General features: G+C 48.6%; 1 protein-coding gene. It reads right to left on the bottom strand.

Features of this window, described 5'->3' with window-relative positions:
• The coding region (locus tag R7E78_RS27310; RefSeq protein ID WP_318058776.1) for a carbohydrate-binding protein at window positions 1-661 on the bottom strand (661 nt) is incomplete at both ends.

The raw sequence follows: 661 nt of genomic DNA, 5'->3' as shown, positions 1-661 counted from the left end.
CAATTTGCATCGCTCACGGCTTGCCAAACGCCCCAGGAACCCGATTCTGCTGGATTGTCACCTTTAGTCCACCATTGCGCTTGCCACACTTTTCCATTCCACGTGACCATATCGCCTTTATTGTAAACAGATGAGGCTTGCCATTCGTTTGCACAGCTTCCTGTTGGTGGCGACGTTACCGATTTGGCTGTTGCAGACACAACCGCTTGATATAAAGTACTGGTTTTATCAACGCCAAAGTTCAACGTCACTCTAGCTTCACCCGCTTGTGATGCGCCGAACTCCACATCCACACGACAGCTCGTATTTGCAGCTAACGTTGTTTGAGAACATTGATCGTTGGCAATCAGTGCTGCATCAGTCACTCCTGAGCCGCCAATGCGTACATTTTCGACAGTGAATGCAGTATTTCCCGAATTACTAATAACAAATCCATGCTGCTTGAGTTCGCCAACATTAAACGCTGGCAACGTTTGATTAGCAGTGTAACCAACAGAAACGTTATCTTTCGGAGGCGTTGAAGTGCCGATGACGCCATCCACAAAACTGCGCAATGCTGCAATATCACTGTAAACGCCGTACTTACCCGGACGTGCACACCCTATTCCCCAGCTAACCACGCCAAGTTGGGTAATAGCACCGCCGCGATTAATAACGATCG

The organism is Vibrio sp. YT-19(2023) (assembly GCF_033337395.1).
Note: the sequence above shows the minus strand (reverse complement) of the source record. Positions and strands in the feature narration are given on the sequence as shown.